The organism is Microbacterium sp. B24, from assembly GCF_000333415.1.
Classification (GTDB): Bacteria; Actinomycetota; Actinomycetes; order Actinomycetales; family Microbacteriaceae; genus Microbacterium.
On record NZ_BADB01000263.1, the window covers coordinates 1 to 3,509 of the forward strand.

The 3,509-nt window shown below is 67.1% G+C and carries 3 protein-coding genes and 1 pseudogene; 1 reads left to right on the top strand and 3 read right to left on the bottom strand.

Translation table 11 applies throughout. The annotated features are described in order from the left end of the window. Positions 1 to 688: MFS transporter (locus I5I_RS16800; RefSeq protein WP_187289924.1), on the bottom strand; the 688-nt coding region annotated here is incomplete at its 3' end. A 527-nt stretch (positions 689 to 1,215) separates the two neighbouring features. On the opposite strand from I5I_RS16800, the gene I5I_RS07000 reads away from it, so the two are divergent. Further along, a complete protein-coding gene (locus tag I5I_RS07000; protein ID WP_036283106.1) occupies positions 1,216 to 1,419 on the top strand; it encodes a cold-shock protein in 204 nt (67 codons plus the stop codon). Positions 1,420 to 1,482: 63 nt separating this feature from the next. Here I5I_RS07000 and I5I_RS16335 read toward each other — a convergent pair whose 3' ends face one another. Both I5I_RS16335 and I5I_RS17530 read right to left on the bottom strand, forming a co-directional pair. After that, positions 1,483 to 2,529 (bottom strand): excalibur calcium-binding domain-containing protein, encoded by a 1,047-nt coding sequence (locus I5I_RS16335; protein WP_239640050.1) that lies wholly within the window; start codon positions 2,527 to 2,529, stop codon positions 1,483 to 1,485. Positions 2,530 to 2,787: 258 nt separating this feature from the next. Next, positions 2,788 to 2,886, bottom strand: a pseudogene (locus I5I_RS17530) (DUF2510 domain-containing protein); the annotation flags it as partial. Positions 2,887 to 3,509 lie beyond the last annotated feature (623 nt).

Below are 3,509 nucleotides of genomic sequence, written 5' to 3' on the forward strand. Positions count from 1 at the left end.
ACACGAAGACCACGAGCGCGATCCACGACACGTGCCGGATGTCGGAGATCGCGGCGATGAGCGAGATCACGGCGGCGGCGAACAAGGCCATGCCAGCCGGGTCCAGCGCCTGTACGAGCGAGCCCCCGCCCCTCATGGTGCGCGGCGGATCTCGAGGCACCCACCGCAGCACGAGGCCGACCCCGATGAGGCCGAGCGGCACGTTCACGGCGAACACCGCGGGCCACCCCCACGCCGCCGTGAGCCAGCCGCCGACCGGCAGACCCAGCGCGGCCGTGACTTGACTGGCGATGGAGATGCCTCCGAGCACCGATCCCGGGATGCCGGTGCGCGCCGCGTCTGCACGGGTGCGGATGATCGCCATGGCACAGGGGTAGCCGGCAGCGGTGCCGATGCCCACGAGCGCCCGCGAGACGACGAGCCACGCGAAGGTGGGAGCGAGTGCGCCGATGACGCCGGCCAGCGTCACGACGCCCAACCCGACGACGAGCATGCGACGTGGTCCGAACTGGCCCGCAAGGCGCCCCATGGCGGGCTGCCCGACGGCGCTGGCGACATACACCGCAGCGACGAGAGCGGCCGTCTGTCCTGCGCCGACCTGGAAGGCGGCGGCGATCGCGACGAGCGAGGTCGCGATGATCGAGGAGTTGAGGGGATTGAGCGACGTGCCCCACAACAGCGCCGTCACGAAGGGCGCGGGAAAAGGACGACGCATTCCTGCAGTTATACCCCTCCCTCCGTCGAGGCAAGGCGGAGCCCAGCGACGAGCAGAGGCCCGTGCTAAGCTCGTGTGTCCCGCATCTCGGGCGCGGGTCCGTCCCACCCCTCTCGACGTCGAGAGCTCACCACTCGGACCACCACCTCCTACCCGCGGCATCTGTTCGCCGCCTGCACGTCCTGTGACGATGTGCACAGAAACGATTGATGATTCTCCTCACCTCACACGAGGTCACCTGGCGCCAGGCCGATCACGACGTGTACGTCGCGACGGTTCTCGGCGAGTACGCCGGGTTCGTCCATGACACGGATGCCGGCGCACGCGCCTGCGGCGCTCAGGGGCAAGACCTCGGCATCCACGTCGACCTGGATGCCGCGCGCGCAGCCGTCACCGCAGCGCTCGCCAGCTCCGCATCGACCCACACACGTCCGCGTCGCATTCGTCGACGCGGCACACCCGGTCGCTCCGGCGGCCCGAAAAACAGAAGGAAAGACACGATGGCCACTGGCACCGTGAAATGGTTCAACTCCGAGAAGGGCTACGGCTTCATCGCGCCGGACGACGGCTCCGCCGACCTGTTCGCGCACTTCTCCGCAATCGTCAGCGACGGCTTCAAGGAGCTGCGCGAAGACCAGAAGGTCGAATTCGACGCCGAGCGTGGCCCCAAGGGCATGCAGGCTGCGAACATCCGCGCCCTCTGATCCAGAGTCACGAAAGAGCCCGTCCCGACTGCTGTCGAGGCGGGCGCTTTTGTGCGTCGGACGCTACTCGCAGGCGATCCCGTCGCCATCTCGGTCCAGCTTGCGCGAGTATCCCGGGTCGCCGGCGTACAGCGGCGCCTTCCCGGCAGCGCGCACCTCGCTGCAGTTCGCATAGTAGGTGGAGGCCGGAGGTGCGGGTTGTGGCGCCGCAGGTTCGACTGGGGCCGGCTCCGCCGGCGCAGGCTCCGCGGGGGCAGGCTCCGCAGGGGCGGGCTCTGCGGGAGCCGGTGGCGCGACAGGCTTTGCGGCGTAAGCCGACGTCACCGCAGGTTGGCTTGCGCATCCCTGCAGAACTTTCGACATTGCATCTCGCTCCGCAGATGTCACCCACAGGCCATACGTTGCCTTGACCGAGACCTGCCGAGCGACATACTCGCATCGGAATGCCGCGTTGCTCGGCACCCATTCGCTTGCGCTTGCTCCGGCTTTCTGCGACCTGGCGGCCTCGGATACTGCGATCACGTTCAGCGGGTCGTTCGCGAAAGTCGTCCGCTGGTCGGACGTCAACGCCTGCGCACCGGTGACCCACGCATCAGAGAGCGACACGATGTGGTCGATCTGGACGAGATCTGACGTGCCGACGCCGCGCCGGAAATCGAGGCGGGTGCCACTGTAAGGATCAGTCAGCGTGCCTGCCGTCACGATGCAGGACCCGTTGAGTGCAGGGCTGTGCAGATCCCGAGCGAGCGTGTCGTTGCGGGTATCGCAGCCGTTATGGTCAACGTCGATCCACGCGGGTCCAAACGTGTTCCGGTCGAACGCAGCTCCCGAAGCCTTCTCCTTCACCGGGATCGCCTCGAGAACCGCAAGCGCGGCGCGACCATCGGTCGCACCGGCGTCTGCCGCCGTGGCCAGCGTGCCGGTGAACGGCTGGCTCGTCACGACATCCACGGGGTCGATCGTGGTGCTGGGAGCGGGTGAAGGCGTCGACGGCGTGGCCGTCCCGGACACTTCGGCGAACGGAACGGATTTCTCAGCGACCGTTGCACTCTTCGTCGGATAGACGAGTCCGGTTAGAGCGCCCGCCACGCCAAAAACCACCACAGACACGACTAGAGCTATGACCGCACCCCCCCTGCTGGGAAACCGAAGCCACGTGCGTGAACCGCGTGCCATCGCCACGATGGCCGTAACGAGCACCACCAGGGCGGCGAGCGTAACCAGGGGCGCTAGGACGACAAGCAGCGCACACAACACGACAGCTCCGACGACGCGCAGCCACAGCGGCCACAGCCGGAGGCGAGCGAACCTCCAACGGGTGCTGGGATCGGCTGGGGGCACCACATGCTCGCTCCGGGCGACGGGCGGAGCGGGCGCGAAGTGTTCCGTCCACCGTGTTCCATCCCACCAGCGCAGTTGATCCGAGCCTGCGGGGTCGGCAAACCAGCCCGCCGCTGGCCCCGTCACCTCACACGTCCTCTCGAGTGAGTGGTGAGATAGTCACGCTCTCTGTTCATCAGAATCCCCGTTGATGCGTGCGGCCAGGACTGTTCCTGTGACAAAGCTATCGGAAACATGAGAGAACTCTCATTTTCCCGACTCCGACCCGAGATGTCTCCGCGAGGCGACGAGACGGGCTACACATCCTTGTTCCCGCCGTCGCTATTGTCGTAGCGATTCCGCTCGCATTCGCTGCGTGGATCGGCGGGATCCTTCTGACGAAGCACGCTGGTATCGAGAGGTCGCCCAATCAGGTTTCCGCGTGGCTGATAGCCGCGGTCGCGGGTCTCGTGATGTCGCCGGTGCTGCGCTGCCGCGCGTTCGTCGAGGTCCGGCATTCGGCGCACCGCGACATGCCCCCGAGAGTCGCAGCGACGGACCGGACGCCGCGATGCAGGTCGTTGTCGTGTCGGCAGGGGCGGTCGCGCTGATCGCGATCTGCGGGCCGCAGGATCTCGCGTCGACACTCTCCCGTCTTCTGAAGCGCCGTCACTCCGGGAGGCAGGTCGGCGACCGCATTCCTGCAGCTGACCGCCGTGGCGCTCGTCGCCATTCTGATTGTTCCGCACTGCTCATCATCGCCCGCTCGC

What these genes read in the sequence shown, in the direction of transcription:
- I5I_RS07000 (WP_036283106.1), top strand. Translation starts at nt 1,216, where the DNA reads ATGGCCACTGGCACCGTGAAATGGTTCAACTCCGAGAAGGGCTACGGC.